This window comes from Pseudonocardia alaniniphila (assembly GCF_022524485.1).
In the GTDB taxonomy this organism is placed as follows: domain Bacteria; phylum Actinomycetota; class Actinomycetes; order Mycobacteriales; family Pseudonocardiaceae; genus Pseudonocardia; species Pseudonocardia alaniniphila.
The window spans coordinates 22,795-37,567 of record NZ_JAKXMK010000036.1; the positions used below are offsets into that span (position 1 = coordinate 22,795).

The following is a 14,773-nucleotide window of genomic DNA, read 5'->3' on the forward strand; positions in this document are numbered from 1 at the left end:
GTGGAATACGCCGGTGTAACCGGGCAATGGGCGGTGTCCGTGGCGCGTCGCGTCCACCGCCGTGGCACCGGGGCATCCCCGCTGATCATCGAGGAGACCTGGGTCGGCACCGACCTCGCGCTCTATCTCCGGTACCGGGTGGACGCCCATAAGCTCGGGGCACGGTTTCGCCTGGATCTCGATCCAGGCACGGGCACCCACCCCACCGACGCTGATCACCTGGCGTCCGCCGTGTTCGAGGCGCTTCCCGATGAACCGCAGGCGGAGGCGTTCGTCGACGAGTTGGGCTACCACTGGTGGAGCACGGCAGTTCCGCACAGCGGGTGGACCGCCGCGGTGCGCTCGCTGAGGATCGTCACGATCTGCTGACGCGCGGACGGGGCGGGCCCGAAGGCCCGCCCCGTCCGGTAGTGCTGGGAGGAACGCCCAGTGCTAGTGCGAGATCGCCTTCTCGGAGCCGGCGCCGGTGAGCGACCGGACCTCCATCTCCGCGAACTTGCCCTCTTCCACGCGCCGGCCACCCACGTAGGTGCCGATGACGCCCAGGAGGAACGACGCCGGGATCGAGACCAGACCCGGGTTGTCCAGCGGGAACCAGTGGAAGTCCACGCCCTGGAGCATCGACGCGCTCCGGCCGGTGGCCGCGTTGACCGGCTTACCGGACACGGCGGGTGAGAACACGATCAGGATGATGCAGATCGCCAGACCGCCGTAGATGCTGAACAGCGCACCGGTGGTGTTGAACTTCTTCCAGAACAGCGAGTACAGGATCGTCGGCAGGTTCGCCGACGCCGCCACCGCGAACGCCAAGGCCACCAGGAAGGCGATGTTCTGCCCGTTCGCGACGATGCCGCCTGCGATGGCGACGACGCCGATCACCAGCGCGGTCATGCGGGCGACCCGGACCTCGGAGTCCGGACTGGCCTGACCGCGCTTGATCACGCTGGCGTACACGTCGTGTGCGAACGACGCCGACGCGGTGATCGTCAGGCCGGCGACCACCGCCAGGATCGTCGCGAACGCGATGGCCGAGATGATGCCGAGCAGAACCTCGCCGCCGAGCTGGTAGGCCAGGAGCGGCGCCGCGTTGTTCTGGTTGGCGCTCGTGATGGTGCCCGGGGGCAGCAGCGCCGCGGCGCCGTAACCCAGCACCAGCGTGAACAGGTAGAACAGCCCGATCAGCCAGATCGCCCACACCACGGAGCGACGGGCCTCCTTGGCCGTGGGCACCGTGTAGAACCGCATCAGGATGTGCGGCAGGCCCGCGGTGCCGAGCACCAGCGCAAGGCCGAGCGACACGAAGTCGATCGGGTTGGTGTACTGCAGGCCGGGCGCCAGCACGGCCTCGCCCTTCGGGCTGGCCGCGGCCGCGTCACCGAGCAGCGACGACAGGTTGAAGCCCGCGATCCCGAGCACCCACACCGTCATCACCGCGGCGCCGATGATCAGCAGCACCGCCTTGATGATCTGGACGTACGTGGTGCCCTTCATGCCGCCGACCAGCACGTAGATGATCATCAGAATGCCGACGACGGCGATCACGGCGCCCTGGCCGAACGTGTTGCTGGTGGGGATCTGCAGCAACAGCGCGATCAGGCCACCGGCTCCCGCCATCTGTGCGAGCAGGTAGAAGAACGAGACGACGAGCGTGGACGTCGCCGCCGCCGCTCGCACGGGACGCTGGCGCATCCGGAACGCGAGGACGTCGCCCATCGTGAACTTGCCGGTGTTGCGGAGCAGCTCGGCCACGAGCAGCAGTGCGACGAGCCACGCCACCAGGAAGCCGATGGAGTAGAGGAAGCCGTCGTACCCGTTCAGCGCGATGGCACCGGCGATCCCGAGGAAGGAGGCGGCGGAGAGGTAGTCACCCGCGATCGCCACGCCGTTCTGCGGACCCGTGAAAGCACGGCCTGCGGCGTAGTAGTCGGACGCGGTCCGGTTGGTGCGGCTCGCCCGGTAGACGAACACGAGCGTCACGGCCACGAACGCCAGGAAGATCCCGATGTTCAGGCCGACGTCACCGACGGCGGTCGCAGCGGGCGGCGTAGGCGCCTGGGCGAGGACGGTCATTCAGCACCCTCGATCTGCTGACGGAGCTTCTCGGCCGCCGGGTCGAGGTGCTTGTTGGCGTACCGAACGTAGATGGTGGTGATAACGAAGGTGCTGACGAACTGCAGCAGGCCGATGATCAGCCCGATGTTGATGTTGCCGAACACCTTGATCGCCATGAATCCCGGCGCGTACGAGGCCAGCACCACGTAGAGCAGGTACCACGCCAGGAACAACACGCTCATCGGGAACACGAATCGCCGTAGTCTTGAACGTAGGTCGGCGAACTCGGGACTTGCCTGCACCTGTTCGTATATGGTGTTTGTAGATCGCTCGCCTGTCGTGCTCACGGCGTCCTCCCCGCTCGTTTCCGGTTGCGCACCGCGTACCGTCACGCCACCCGGTTCCACAACGCAGCGAACGATAGATCAGTCACACTCTCCCGTCGGAATACTCCGGTGGGGTGAACGCGAGCGTCGCTCAACCGGCGCGACAAGGCCTCGATCAGCGGTCATTTCACCGAGACGAGCGGTCTACGAACGGTCGCCCAGCGACCGAGAGTCACCGACGTGACCTTGGGGAGACATCGCCGTTAGAGCTTTGGTATGTGTGTCGTCAACCACTTGCGCGTTTCACGCGCTCCTCGAGCCGGTCGCGGGTGAGCCCGAGCCGCTCCGGGGCGTGCAGCCGGAGCAGCAACTGGTCGACGTCGGCCGGCCGGTGCTTCTCGGTCAGCTTGCTCACCAGGACCATCGTGAGGAACGCCGCAGGCACGGTGACCAGCGCAGGCCGGTAGAGGAGCACGCCGACCGCGCCCGATCCGCCGTAGCCGGACAGGCTCACGGCCACCGCGCCCGCCGATGACAACCCGCCCACGAGCACACCCGCGATCGCGCCGACGTCGGTCAGTCCGCGCCACCAGACGCCCAGCACGAGCAGCGGGCAGAAGGTCGACGCGGCCACCGCGAACACCAGCGCGACGGCCTCGGAGAAGTCGAGGCGCGTGACGGCGACGGAGAGCGCCAGCGGTACCGCCCCCGCCACCACGGCGGACATCCGGAAGTCACGCACCCTGCTGCTGCCGAGGATGTCGGTGGAGAGCACACCGGCGACACTGACCACGAGCCCGGACGACGTGGACAGGAAGGCGGCCCACGCGCCCGCCGCCACCAGACCGCCGAGCAGGGCACCCGCCCAGCCGCTGCCGAGCACCGCCGTGGGCAGGAGCAGGACCGCGGCGTCGGTGTCACCGCTCACCAGGAGCTGCGGCGTGTACAGCCGCGACAGCGCCCCGAGCAACGTCACGACCGCGTAGAACCCACCGAGCAGGGCCAGCACGACCACCGCGCTGCGCCGCGCCGCGCGGCCGTCGGGGTTGGTGTAAAAGCGCACGAGCACGTGCGGCAGGCCCATCGTGCCCAGGAACAGCGCGATGATCAGCGAGTAGGTGCCCAGCAACCCGTCGTCGCGGTCCTCCGGGAACGGAGTGAGCCAGCTCGAGTCGGACGCGGGAGCGCCCGACGCCACCGGCACCGGCGACCCGGCCGGGAACTCGAGCTTCGTGCCGGCTTCCACGGTGTGGGTGCCGACTTCCCATCGGACGGGGAGGTCCCGCACGACAACCCCGTCGACCTCGCCGTCGGCGGTGAAGGTGACCGGCGAGGCGACGGTCAGCACGACATCGGTACGGATGTCGACCGTGGTGCGGTCGGGGAACTGGGGCGGGGCGGGGCGGTCGAAGGTGTGATCGTCGCTGAAGAAGAAGATCAGGGCGATGATGGCCGGCAACGCCAGCGCGGTGAGCTTGAGCCAGTACTGGAACGCCTGCACGAAGGTGATCGACCGCATCCCGCCCAGCACCACCGTGGCGACGACGACCACCGCCGCGACGACGACCCCGATCCAGGAGGGCAGTCCGGTGACCGTGGTGACGGTCAGTCCGGCGCCCTGTAGCTGGGGCAGCAGGTAGAGCCATCCGATGACGACCACGAAGATCGTGCAGACCTTGCGCAGCGCCGGGGAGCGCAGCCTGGCCTCCGCGAAGTCCGGCACCGTGTAGGCGCCCGACCTCCGCAGCGGCGCCGACACGAACAGCACCAGCGCGAGGTATCCCGCGGTGAAGCCGACCGGGTACCACAGCGCGTCCACACCGTCGCGCAGGATCAGCCCCGCGATCCCCAGGAACGACGCTGCGGACAGGTACTCACCCGAGATCGCGCCGGCGTTCGCGGCGGCACCGACGGTGCGGGAAGCCACGAGGAAGTCGGAGGTGCTGCGGACGACCCGGACGCCGAGCGAACCGATCACGGCTGACGCCACTGCCACAAGGCCCATTGCGAAGAGCGCGATCAGGCCGGTGGTTGTCACGCGCACCACTATGTCAACGGGTCGACTGCACTACCACATCGGCCGCGGCGCGCCGCGCACGGCATCGCGTGGCGAGTCGGGAGATCGCCCGGCTGTGAACCTCGTACGTCCCAGCGGTCACATATCAGGCCTGGCCTGCATCTGTCGGGATGCATCGAGATCCACCGCAGCGGCCACGGTCGCGATGTCCCCCCGGCGCTCCGCGAACTCAGTGAGCTCCGCGCGCGGAGCAAGCCGGGGGAACACCACCTCCACGACGACCTCGTCGTGGTCCGACGCCGTGGTGGTCACCCCTCGAATAGGGCTCGGTCGACGGCACCGAACGCCGATCGCCCGAGCCCTCGATCACCACGGACTCATCGAGCAGGGCGGCGAGCAGGCATTACTCGGGGGTGGGGTCGGCGTGCGCCAGGCTGCAGCGAGCTCGCTCGCTGATAGGGCGAACATCACTGACTTCACCGGACCTAAAGTAATCCGAACACTGACGATCGCCGCCCGAACGCGACGACGGTCACATGCGGCATCAGGGGCTCAGTCGTCGACCAGGCTCTCCCAGTGCTCCGTCAGCCTCAGAAGGCGCTTCAGCATCGCATCGGTCTCCGGGGCGTCATAACCCTCCATCAGCAGGAGGTGGAGCTCTCCGGCCTTGCGGCTGACCTCCTGGCGCGCCGCGTCGCCCGCCGTGGTGAGGCGCAGGAGCCGCTTGCGGCCGTCTTCCGGTGGCGTCTCACGGGTGATCAGCCCTCTGTCCTCCAGACGGCGGGCGATGCTCGCCATCGTGGAGCGATCGAGCGAGACAGCGCGGGCCAGCGAGCCCTGATCGGCGCCGGGATGGGCGTGGATCGCGACGAGCACGGCGCTCTGTGGCCCGGTCAGCACCGGGTCGACACGCCGGACCCAGGCGGCGACGTAGGCCTGGTGGAGTCGGCGGATCACGTAGCCGGGCGCAGCGAGGAGCTCCGGTGGCGCGGGCAGCGGCGGCGTGCCCGGTGACCCTGCCGCCTGACCCATGACCTCAATTTGACCACACCGGCGCGCCGGCACCGGCGTAAGCAGCGCTGCCATTTCGCGCCGGCGTCAGGGCCCCCGTTGGAGCCGGTCGCGAGTGAGCCCGAGCCGTTCCGGAGCGTGCAGGCGTAGCAACGCGTCGTCCACATCCGGCGGGATCTCCGCACGGGTCAGTTTGCTCACCAGCACCATCGTGAGGAACGCGGCCGGCACCGTGGCCGCCGCGGGCCGGTACATCAGCACTTCCAGCCAGCCGCCCGGCGCCGCCCCGATCATCGTGAAGCCGACCGCGACGCCGGAGAGCCCGCCGCCGACCAGCACACCGGCGACGGCCCCGCGGGCCGTGAGCCCACGCCACCAGATCCCGAGCACGAGCAGAGGGCAGAACGTCGACGCGGCCACAGCGAACACCAGCGGCACCGTCAGCGCGAAGTCCAGGCGGGTCACGAACAGGGCGAACGGCAACGGCACCACGGTCGCCAGCAGTGCGGCCAACCGGAAGTCGCTGAACCGCCCGCGGAGGAGGTCGGTGAAGAGCACCCCGGCCAGGCTCACCACGAGCCCGGACGAGGTGGAGAGGAACGCCGCGGCCGCGCCTGCCGCCACCAAGCCGCCCAGCAGCCATCCCGTCCACCCGTTGCCGAGCGCCGCCGTCGGCACCAGAAGCACCGCGGCGTCGGTCTGCCCGTTCACCAACAGCTGCGGCGTGTACAGCCGGGACACCAGCCCGATGAAGATCACCAGCACGTAGAACGACCCGATCATCGCGAGCACGACCACGGTGGTCCGCCGGGCGGCCCGGCCGTCCGGGTTCGTGTAGAAGCGCACCAGCACGTGCGGCAAGCCCATCGTGCCGAGGAAGCCCGCGAGCAGGATCGAGTAGATCTCCAGGAGTTGGTTGGAGGCATCACCCGACATCGGTTCCAGCCAGGCGCGGTCGGTGGCCGGGGTGCCGACCGCGGTCGGCACCGGCGAGCCGGCCGTGAAGGTCAGCGTGCTGTCCGCGGCGACCTCGTGCCGACCCGGCTCCCAGGTGATGCGGCCCTGCACCGCCTGGCCGTCCACCACACCGTCGGCCTCGAGGCGGATCCGCGTCGAGACCTCCAGGACCACGCCGGTGCGCACCTGGACCGTGGTGTTGTCCGCGAAGCTCGGCGGGGCGGGCCGGTCGAACGAGCGGGCGTCGGACAGGAACAGCCCCAGCACGACGAACGCGGGAACGGCCAGTGCGGTGAACTTGAGCCAGTACTGGAACGCCTGCACGAAGGTGATCGACCGCATACCGCCGCCGAGCACCGTGAGCAGCACGATCACCCCCGCTGCTGCCACCCCGGACCACGCGGGCAGCGCCGTGAGCGTGGTGAGCGCCAGGCCCGCTCCCTGCAGCTGCGGGAGCAGGTACAACCAGCCGATCACCAGCACGAACACGGTGCAGATGCGGCGCAGCGCCGGCGAGAAGAGCCGGGCCTCGGCGAAGTCGGGCACGGTGTACGCCCCGGACCTGCGCAGCGGTGCGGCGACGAACAGCACCAGCGCCAGGTACCCCGCGGCGAACGCGATCGGGTACCAGAGCGCGTCCGCCCCCTCCCGCAGGATCAGGCCGGCGATGCCCAGGAAGGACGCCGCGGACAGGTACTCCCCCGAGATCGCGCTGGCGTTGGCCACCGAACCGACGGTGCGCGACGCGACGAGGAAATCCGACGTACTGCGCGCGACCCGGACACCGAGCGAGCCGATCACGGCGGACGCGATACCGACGAGCGCGATCGCGACGAGCGCGACTAGCGCAGGGGTGTCCAACGTTCGTGCTCAGTCCTGCACGTGGTCGGCGAAGTTCTGTTCCACCCGCTCGGCCGTGCGGGTGTGCCACAGCCCGATCCCGAACAAGAACGGGTAGACCAGCACACCGAGGAGCAACCACGGCAGGCGAAGCCCGAACACCTCGATCCGGCCGATCTCGGGGAACATGGCGAACAGCAGCGGGAGCACCCCGAGGGTGATCCCGGCCACGACGGCGAAGCGGAGCGCGACGGCGAGCTGGGAGCCGATGAGGTTGCTGCGCAACAGCTCACCGACGCCCGTGCCCTCCTGGATGTCCACGACCGTGCGCACCGGCCGGGCCACACCCTTGCGCTCCGCGAGCACGACCCGGACCCGCCTGCTCTCGACGTCGTCCTGGACGCCCGTGGCCGCCTCCTCGGCGTCGCGGGCGTCGGGCGTCAACGTGGCAGAACGGCTGCGGGATCCGGGCGCCGGAGTGCGCGCGGTGAACAGCGGGTCGCCCGACAGCGAGGGATCGGGTTCGAGCGCCGGGGACGTGGGATCCGTGGCGGGCGTGGCCTCCGCGGGGGCCGTGGGGGACTCGATCACGGCGGGTGCCACGATAGGCGTGGTGGCAGTTGTCGTTGCAACGATGGACGGCGCAGGCGATGTGTCGGCGCGCAGCTCCACCCTGGCCGGAAGTTCAGGCAGCGCCGCTGGAAGGGCTGCGTCGGCGTCCGCCGCGGGCGGTTCGGGTTCCGGATCGGCCGTCTCGGCCTGCTGTGGTCGTGACCAGGCCAGCGGGGCGAACGGCGGCTCGGCACCGGTGCGCTCCTGCCGGAGCAGGCCGCTGGGCCGCGGACTCACCGCACCGATCGGTGGACCCGGCCGAGGCGCCCCGGGACCGGGCGTGGCCACGGAATGTCGGGGCACGTACCCCCAGGAGATGGTGGAGTCCACGCTCTCCCGGCGTGCGTGCCGCCCGCCGCTCGTGGAGTTGCCCTCGGCAATGCGGCGCTGGATCTCGTCACGCAGCCAGCCGGGACCGGCGTCCGTCCCGTCGTCCGCGTCGTCTTCTTCGCAGTGCTCCGCGGACTCCTCGGTGACGGGGTCGGGAGCGTCGTCCTCGACGGACGCGTCCTCCTCGACCGGCGCAGCCTCCGGTGCGGGGGAACCGGTCCCGTTCCCCGGGTTCACCGACGGCTGGACGCCGTCGGTGAATGTGGTCACCGCTGGCTCCACGCCTGCTTCGTCGCCCGGACGAGCCGGTCCTTCAGCTCACGGGTGTGGCGGCGGCTGACGGGTAGCTCCGCGCAGTCGGGGCCGTTGCCGACGCGGACGACGTAGCCCGACCCGGACAGCCGCAACTCGGTGACGAGCGGGAGCGACACCAGGAAAGAGCGGTGGATGCGCACGAAGCCGGCGTCGCGCCAACGGTCCTCGAGCACCGACAGCGGGATCCGGACGAGGTGGCTGCCCTCATGGGTGTGCAGGCGGGCGTAGTCGCCCTGCGCCTCGACGTAGCGCACGGCCGAGCGCGGCACGAGCTTGGTGGTGCCGGCGAGCTCGACGGGGATCACCTCGTCCTCGCCACCCTCCTCGCGCACCGGCTCCGGGGCTCCGGCGGCGCGGTTGGCGAGGATGCGGTCGATCGACGCGGCGAGCCGCTCGGCGCGCAGCGGCTTGAGCAGGTAGTCCACCGCGCCCACCTCGTAGGCGTCGACAGCACGGTCGTCGTGGGCGGTGACGAACACGACCGACGGCGGCACCGCCATCGACGAGAACACGCGCGCCAACTCCAGACCGTCGAGGCCCGGCATGCGGATGTCGAGGAAGACGACCTCGACGTCGGTGCGCTCCGCCACACGCGTGCCCGTCATCGGGTTGGAGAGGCCGCGGCTCATCTGGCCGGCTGTGGCTGCCTCACGCACGCCTTGTCTGCTGTTGAGGATCCGCAATGCGTCGGTGGCGTCGGAGGCCTTGAGCACGATCCCGACGCGTGAGTCCTCGCTGAGCAGGTAGGCGAGTTCTTCGAGAGCCGGCTCCTCGTCGTCCACCGCGAGAACGACCAGGCCGCCGGAGCTGTCGTTGCTGTCCACGATCTCCTCATCCTGCGTGTCCGGGACTCGCGCCGGGGCCGAGACGACCACGCCCCGGCTCCGCCGACCATGGTGACGGCGATTCCGTGTGAGTGCCAGGGGCCAGCACCAATCGGGATCGACCGGTCACACCGTGCTACAAACCGTACCGTGCCCATGTGGCCCGAATCTCGGCCGCCTGTGTGATGCCCAGCAGCTGATCAGCACCGAGCATCGAAGCGGCCGCCGGCGCGGGTCCGATGCCCAGCCGCGCGAGCAGAGGTCTGCGCCCTTCCACCGCCACCAGTTCGGCATCGGGGAAGCGCTTGCCGAGCACCCCGCGCGCCGTGCCGAGGCCATCGACGAGCCCGATCTCGACCGCTCGCGCACCTGTCCACACCTCGCCCGTGAACGGTTCCGCCTCGACCTTGAGGCGGTCGCCACGCCGCTCGGTTACCCACTTCTTGAACATCTCGTGCAACTCGCCCTGAAGATCGTGCAACCAGTCGACGTCCTCCTGCTTCTCCGGCAGGAACGGGTCGAGCCGGGCCTTCGAGGTGCCCGCGGTGTAGAGCCTGCGCTGCACTCCGAATCGCTCGATCAGGCCATCCAGACCGAAGCCCTGACTGATCACCCCGATCGATCCGACGATCGACGTGGCATGGGCGTAGATCTCGTCGGCAGCGCATGCCAGCCAGTACCCACCGGACGCGGCGACGTCCTCGCAGAAGGCGAGGACCGGCACGCCCTTCTCCTCCGCGAGACCGCGGATCCGGTCGGCTACCAGCGCCGACTGGGTGGGTGCGCCGCCCGGCGAGTTGACCAGCAGCGCGACCGCGGCCAGCCGCTCCGGTGCGAACGCCCGCTCGAGGGTCTTCTCGATGGCGTTCGCGTTGATCACCGATCTGGGCACAGGACCGACGGTCGCCGTGATGACTCCGTGGAGCCGGACCATCGAGACGACGGGCTGGTCAGTGCGCTCGCCCAGCCGCCCGGGCAGGCGGGAGGCGAACCGGTCGGGGAGGCGCAGCGCGTCCATACCGTTACGTTACGCGGTGGCCGCAACCCCCGCCGAACAAGATCCACAACTCCGCGGTGCGGTGCTCCGTCAGACGCGGATACCGGCGCGGAACTTCGGCACGCGCAGCGTGATCTTCATCCCGGCGCCCGGTGCGGTGTCCACCACCAGCCCGAAGTCGTCGCCGAAGGTGGAGCGCATCCGGTCGTCGACGTTGCCGAGCCCCACGTGTGCGCCGGACTGGTGCGCGTCGTCGAGGTCGTCGGTGAGCCGCGCGGGGTCCATGCCGATGCCGTCGTCCTCGACGATGATCACGCACTCGGCTCCGGCGTTCTCGGCCGTGATCGTGATCGTGCCGCCGTTGGGCTTGCTCGCCAGCCCGTGCCGCACGGCGTTCTCGACGAGCGGCTGCAGCGCGAGGAACGGCAGCACGACGGTGAGCACCTCGGGAGCGATCTGCAGCTTGATGTTGAGCCGGTTGCCGAAGCGGGCCTTCTCCAGCCGGATGTAGCGCTCGATGTTGGTGAGCTCGTCCGACAGGGTCGTGTACTCCCCCGCCGTACGGAACGAGTACCGGGTGAAGTCGGCGAACTCGATGAGCAGCTCGCGGGCCCGCACGGGGTCGGTGCGGATGAACGACGCGATCGTGGTGAGCGCGTTGTAGACGAAGTGCGGGGAGATCTGCGCCCGCAACGCCCGGACCTCGGCACGGTTGAGCCGGGCCCGCGACTCGTCGAGCTCGGCGAGCTCCAACTGGCTCGAGACGTACCGCGCGACCTCGGCGGTGGCGCGCAGGAGCACCGGCCCCGCCGTGGACGTGGTGAGCGCGGCCAGCGTGCCGACGATCGCACCGTCGGTCTCCAGCGGGACCACGACGATCCCGCGGACCACACAGTCGGGGTGGTCACAGATGATCGCCGTGTGCGACAGCACCTGCTGACGCCCGGTGGAGATCACCTGGTCGGCGAGCGAGCGGACGTCGGGTTCGTGCTGGTCGGCATCGCCGTCCCAGGCGAGCGTCTGACCGCGGTTGTCGGTCATCGTCAGCGCGCATGTGTCGAGCAGCTGGCGCAGGTAGGGCAGCGCGAACGCCGCCGAGTTGTGCGACAGGCCCTCGCGCAGGGCCGGCGCGGCCAGCGCGACGGTGTGCAGGGTGGCGAAGGTGGCCCGCTCCAGCGGGGTGGCGAACGTGTTGCGGCGGTTGCGCAGGATCAGCACGACGACCAGCACGATCATCACCACGATCACGCCGCCGGCGATGAGCAGCGCCGTGGAGCTGCCGAGCAGCTCGGTCACGTCCAAATCTTCCTACCTCACCAGCCGCGACAGCCGCCGGTCGGCGAGGGGCTTGCCGCCGGTCTGGCAGCCGGGACAGTACTGGAAGGACTTGCTGGCGAACGACACTTCCCGCACGGTGTCGCCGCAGACGGGGCACGGCAGGCCGGTGCGGGCGTGCACGCGCAGGCCAGAGCGCTTCTCCCCCTTCAGCTGTGCCGCACCCTGGCCCACCGAACGATCGACGGCGTCGGTGAGCACGGAGCGCATCGCCGCGTACAGCTCGTCGATCTGCTCGGCCTTCAGCCGGCCCGAGGGGGCGTAGGGCGAGAGCTTCGCGGTGTGCAGGATCTCGTCGCTGTAGGCGTTGCCGATGCCGGCGATCGCCTGCTGTTCCACGAGCAGCGTCTTGAGCCGCTCGCTGCGCCCGGTGAGCACCGCCGCGAACTCCTCGCGCGTGAGCGCGAGCGCGTCCGGGCCGAGCCGCGCGACGCCCGGGACCTCCTGGGGGTCGTGCACGAGGTACACCGAGAGCCGCTTCTGGGTGCCGGCCTCGGTGAGATCGAACCCCGGGCCGCCCACGGCGTCGAGGTGCACGCGCAGCTCGAGTGGCCCGCGGCCCGGCTTGGGCGGGGTGGTGGACGCGGAGTCGTGCCAGCGCATCCAGCCCGCCCGGGAGAGGTGCACCACGAGGTGCAAGGGGTCGTCCGGCCGGTCCTGGAACTCGACGGCGAGGAACTTCCCGTACCGGGCCGCGCCTGTGACAACGCGTCCGACCAGCGCCGACACCGGAGGGTCGAAGGTCTTGACCGCGCTCATGCTCGCCACGTCCACGCGGGCGACGGGCCGGTAGAGCGCGTGCTCGCGCAGATGGTGAGCCAGCGCCTCGACCTCGGGCAGCTCGGGCATCCGCTGGCTCCCGGGCGCCTAGTTCACCGGCTGCAGAGGGCTGTCGGCGTGCGCGGGCGTGCCCTGCATGCGCAGCCTGCGCACCACGATGCGCAGCTCCTCCTTGGCCTTCGACCCGCCCCGCACGAGCCCCGTCCACTTCTCGGCGGGGAGGTCGTAGTTGCCGGCCGTCTCGGCGACGACCGTCCACGGCCTGCGGAGATACCACCGCACCGGGAAGAACAACACCACGACGAGGCCGACCGCCCACAGGAACCAGGGGATGTGCACCTGTGCGGGAGCCCACACGATGACGACCACCCAGAAGAAGAACAATGCCGACAAGATCAGGACCGCGGCACCCCGGCCGCCGTCGACGTCGTGCTCGAAGTCGTCGCCTGTGGCCGGAAGCGACCACTCGATGTTGCGGCGGACGGACCACATTCGCCCGTCGACACCCGCCACCGTCCTACTCCCCATGTTCCCCGCCGTCGTGAGTCGGGCCCGTGCAACGTCCACTTTCCCACAACTTGGGGCCCGGATGTTGTCCCTCAGCAGGCGGGTGCGACAGGGGTTTGTGACGGCGCGCCCGGGGCGAGCAGGCTGGTGACCATCAGCTCCGCGGGTACGCGCCCGTCGTTGCGGATCAGATGTGGCTGGCCGTCGGGGAAGAACACGGCCTCCCCGGGTGAGTAGCGGGTCGGCTCACAGTCGTCCTCACGCAGCACCGTGATCTCGCCCGAGCGCACGGCCGTCAGCTCCGGGCCGTCATGACGGTGCCATCCCGTGGACTCGCCGGGACGCAGCACGATGGTGGCCACGGCGTACTCGGCCGGTGCGGTGGTCCGGATGTTCACCCGTTCCTCGACGCGCCCACTACCGATCAGAACCGGGCCCGTGGGTGGCGGGGGCACCGCCGGAGCGGACGGCGCCGCGAGCACCGTCGCAAGGGGTTCGGGGCCTGGGTGGCCCAGCTGCCCCGGTTGCGCACAGCCGGTCAGCACCACGGCGGCCAGCCCCACCGCCGCCGCGAGACGGGGCCCACTTCTACTCACCCGCGGAGGGTATCGGGATCGCCGGGACCTACCAGCGCAGCGGGAGGCTGGTGAGCCCGTTGATGAAGTTCGAGACCAGCCTGCGCGGCTCCCCGTCGAGCTCGACCTGCGGCAATCGCAGGAGCTCGCTGAAGAACTCACGCATCTGCAACCGCGCGAACGCCGCACCGAGGCACTGGTGCGGACCCTGTCCGAACGCGAGGTGATCGTTGTCGTCGCGCTCGATGTCGAACCGGAACGGATCCGGGAACCGGCGCTCGTCGAAGTTCGCCGAGACGTGATAGACGACCACCTTGTCGCCCGCCGCGATCCGGCGGCCGGACAGCTCCTGGTCACGGCTGGCCGTACGCCGGAACGTCAGCACCGGCGGGTGCACCCGCAACATCTCTTCGATCGCCGAGGGCAGCAACGACGGATCGGCCCGCAACCGCCGGTACGCCTCCGGATTGCGCACCAGCGCGAGCACCCCGCCGGGAAGCGCGCTGCGCACCGTGTCGTTTCCCGCGATCACCAGGAGGAAGAAGAACATCTTCAGCTCGGCGTCGGTCAGCCGCTCGCCCTCGACCTCGGCCTGCACCAGCGCCGTCATCACGTCATCGGCCGGCTCCCGGCGCTTGCGCTCGGCCAGTTCCTCCGCATAGCCGAACATGTCGGCGAGCATCGCCGGTGAGCGTGGGTTGATCGGACGCCCATCCGCATCCGTGACGACGTGCCCGTGCTCCGGATCCTGGTAGCCGATCACGCGGTTGGTCCACTCGAGCAGCAACGCCCGATCCGCGGCGGGCACGCCGAGCAGATCTGCGAGGTTCTGCAACGGCAGGTCGTCGGTGACCTCCCGGGGCAGGTCGCAGCGGCGCCGCTCGGCCACCGCACCCAGCAGCGCCGCGGCCCGCGCCCGGACCACCCCGGCCTGCTGCTCCAACCTGCGCCGGGTGAACGCACCGGTGACCAACCGGCGCAGGCGCAGCTGCTCGGGCGGGTCCATGTTGAGGATCATCTGGCGGATGAACGGCAGGTCCGCGGGATCGGGGTCGCGGATCTGGGTGGCGCCCAGCGACGAGGAGAAGTGCGCGGGAGAGCGCAGAACGTGCCGCACGTCCGCGTAACGGGTGACGGCCCAGTACCCCGGACCCGACGGCCAGATGCCGACCTCCGGCTCCTCCTGCCAGCTCACCGGGTCGGTGTCCCGCAACAGCTGCAGGTCCTTGTGGGGCACCCCACGCGCGAACGTCCGAGGGTCGAACACGTCGGCCATGGGTATCTGGATACACGGC

The 14,773-nt window shown here is 70.1% G+C and carries 15 protein-coding genes; 1 reads left to right on the forward strand and 14 read right to left on the reverse strand.

What is annotated here, in order from left to right; translation table 11 throughout:
- Entirely contained in the window at positions 1-369 is a 369-nt protein-coding gene (locus tag MMF94_RS33885; RefSeq protein ID WP_241041530.1) for a hypothetical protein, read from the forward strand.
- Positions 370-432: 63 nt separating this feature from the next.
- Here the strand turns inward: MMF94_RS33885 and MMF94_RS33890 are convergent, their stop codons facing one another.
- From MMF94_RS33890 to MMF94_RS33955, 14 genes are all read right to left on the reverse strand, one after another.
- Complete coding sequence (locus MMF94_RS33890) at positions 433-2,070, reverse strand: solute symporter family protein (protein ID WP_241041531.1); 1,638 nt, start codon at positions 2,068-2,070, stop codon at positions 433-435.
- On the reverse strand, positions 2,067-2,399 hold the full coding sequence (locus MMF94_RS33895; protein WP_241041532.1) for a DUF485 domain-containing protein: 333 nt from the start codon (positions 2,397-2,399) through the stop codon (positions 2,067-2,069). The genes MMF94_RS33890 and MMF94_RS33895 overlap by 4 nt, the downstream gene beginning before the upstream one ends.
- Before the next feature lie 265 nt (positions 2,400-2,664).
- The gene (locus MMF94_RS33900; RefSeq protein ID WP_379660346.1) at positions 2,665-4,383 is read right to left on the reverse strand and encodes a sodium/solute symporter; all 1,719 of its coding nucleotides are present in this window, start codon (positions 4,381-4,383) and stop codon (positions 2,665-2,667) included.
- Positions 4,384-4,533: 150 nt separating this feature from the next.
- A complete protein-coding gene (locus MMF94_RS33905) occupies positions 4,534-4,707 on the reverse strand; it encodes a hypothetical protein (protein WP_241041534.1) in 174 nt (57 codons plus the stop codon).
- A gap of 240 nt (positions 4,708-4,947) precedes the next feature.
- Positions 4,948-5,427, reverse strand: coding sequence for a MarR family winged helix-turn-helix transcriptional regulator (locus tag MMF94_RS33910; protein WP_241041535.1), 480 nt, complete (start codon positions 5,425-5,427; stop codon positions 4,948-4,950).
- 66 nt (positions 5,428-5,493) lie between these two features.
- Positions 5,494-7,224 (reverse strand): sodium/solute symporter, encoded by a 1,731-nt coding sequence (locus MMF94_RS33915; RefSeq protein WP_241041536.1) that lies wholly within the window; start codon positions 7,222-7,224, stop codon positions 5,494-5,496.
- Between the two features lie 9 nt (positions 7,225-7,233).
- Positions 7,234-8,415 (reverse strand): hypothetical protein, encoded by a 1,182-nt coding sequence (locus MMF94_RS33920; protein WP_241041537.1) that lies wholly within the window; start codon positions 8,413-8,415, stop codon positions 7,234-7,236.
- A complete protein-coding gene (locus MMF94_RS33925; RefSeq protein WP_241041538.1) occupies positions 8,412-9,284 on the reverse strand; it encodes a LytR/AlgR family response regulator transcription factor in 873 nt (290 codons plus the stop codon). Before MMF94_RS33925 ends, MMF94_RS33920 begins: the two co-directional genes overlap by 4 nt.
- Before the next feature lie 136 nt (positions 9,285-9,420).
- Complete coding sequence (locus MMF94_RS33930; protein ID WP_241041625.1) at positions 9,421-10,293, reverse strand: S49 family peptidase; 873 nt, start codon at positions 10,291-10,293, stop codon at positions 9,421-9,423.
- Between the two features lie 78 nt (positions 10,294-10,371).
- A complete protein-coding gene (locus tag MMF94_RS33935) occupies positions 10,372-11,577 on the reverse strand; it encodes a sensor histidine kinase (RefSeq protein WP_241041539.1) in 1,206 nt (401 codons plus the stop codon).
- A 12-nt stretch (positions 11,578-11,589) separates the two neighbouring features.
- The gene (locus MMF94_RS33940) at positions 11,590-12,465 is read right to left on the reverse strand and encodes an Fpg/Nei family DNA glycosylase (RefSeq protein ID WP_241041540.1); all 876 of its coding nucleotides are present in this window, start codon (positions 12,463-12,465) and stop codon (positions 11,590-11,592) included.
- A gap of 18 nt (positions 12,466-12,483) precedes the next feature.
- Positions 12,484-12,909 carry a hypothetical protein gene (locus MMF94_RS33945; RefSeq protein WP_241041541.1) on the reverse strand — a complete coding sequence of 142 codons (426 nt, stop codon included), beginning with the start codon at positions 12,907-12,909 and terminating at the stop codon, positions 12,484-12,486.
- An 86-nt stretch (positions 12,910-12,995) separates the two neighbouring features.
- A complete protein-coding gene (locus MMF94_RS33950) occupies positions 12,996-13,499 on the reverse strand; it encodes a cupin domain-containing protein (RefSeq protein ID WP_241041542.1) in 504 nt (167 codons plus the stop codon).
- Between the two features lie 28 nt (positions 13,500-13,527).
- Positions 13,528-14,754 (reverse strand): cytochrome P450, encoded by a 1,227-nt coding sequence (locus tag MMF94_RS33955; protein WP_241041543.1) that lies wholly within the window; start codon positions 14,752-14,754, stop codon positions 13,528-13,530.
- Positions 14,755-14,773 lie beyond the last annotated feature (19 nt).